This is a genomic window from Kocuria cellulosilytica (assembly GCF_040981245.1).
Lineage (GTDB): Bacteria > Actinomycetota > Actinomycetes > Actinomycetales > Micrococcaceae > Kocuria > Kocuria cellulosilytica.
In genome coordinates this window covers 1-502 of sequence record NZ_JAVFWZ010000174.1, presented here as the reverse complement: position 1 = coordinate 502, position 502 = coordinate 1, and the positions used below count along the sequence as shown (strand labels likewise).

The window sequence follows — 502 nt, the reverse complement described above, 5'->3', positions numbered from 1 at the left end:
TTCTTGGCGAAGAACTCCTCGCACAGGTCCTCGTGGCCCCGTGCGCAGTGCCGGCACGTGCCGCACGGCATGATGAAGCTGCACACCACCCGGTCCCCCTCCGTCAGTCCCTCGACCCCGGGACCGGTCTGCTCCACCCAGCCGGAGATCTCGTGGCCCAGGACGCAGGGCGTGGGGAAGGCGACCTCCCCCTTGATCACGTGGAGGTCCGTGTGGCACACCCCGCAGGCGGCGACCTGGACCAGCACCTCGCCCTCCTGCGGGGCGCTCTGGGTGAGGTCCTCGAGGGAGAAGCTTCCCCCGGCGTTCCTGAGCACGTGTGCTCTCATCGTCGTCCTTCCGTTGCTCTGCGGTTCCTCGGTCCTCCGAGCATGCCCCGGGACGGGGCTCCGGGGAAGAGCGCGCGCCCCGCTGCACCGGATGTGCGCTGCGCCCCGCCTAGAGTGAGGTCCGGCACCGGTTCGGTGGCCGCTCCCGGACCGACGCGAGACAGGGGACATCC

The 502-nt window shown here is 70.7% G+C and carries 1 protein-coding gene; it reads right to left on the bottom strand.

Features of this window, described 5'->3' with window-relative positions:
* Nucleotides 1-329: alcohol dehydrogenase catalytic domain-containing protein (locus tag RCG67_RS17560; RefSeq protein WP_368828113.1), on the bottom strand; the 329-nt coding region annotated here is incomplete at its 3' end.
* Between the last annotated feature and the right edge of the window lie 173 nt (nt 330-502).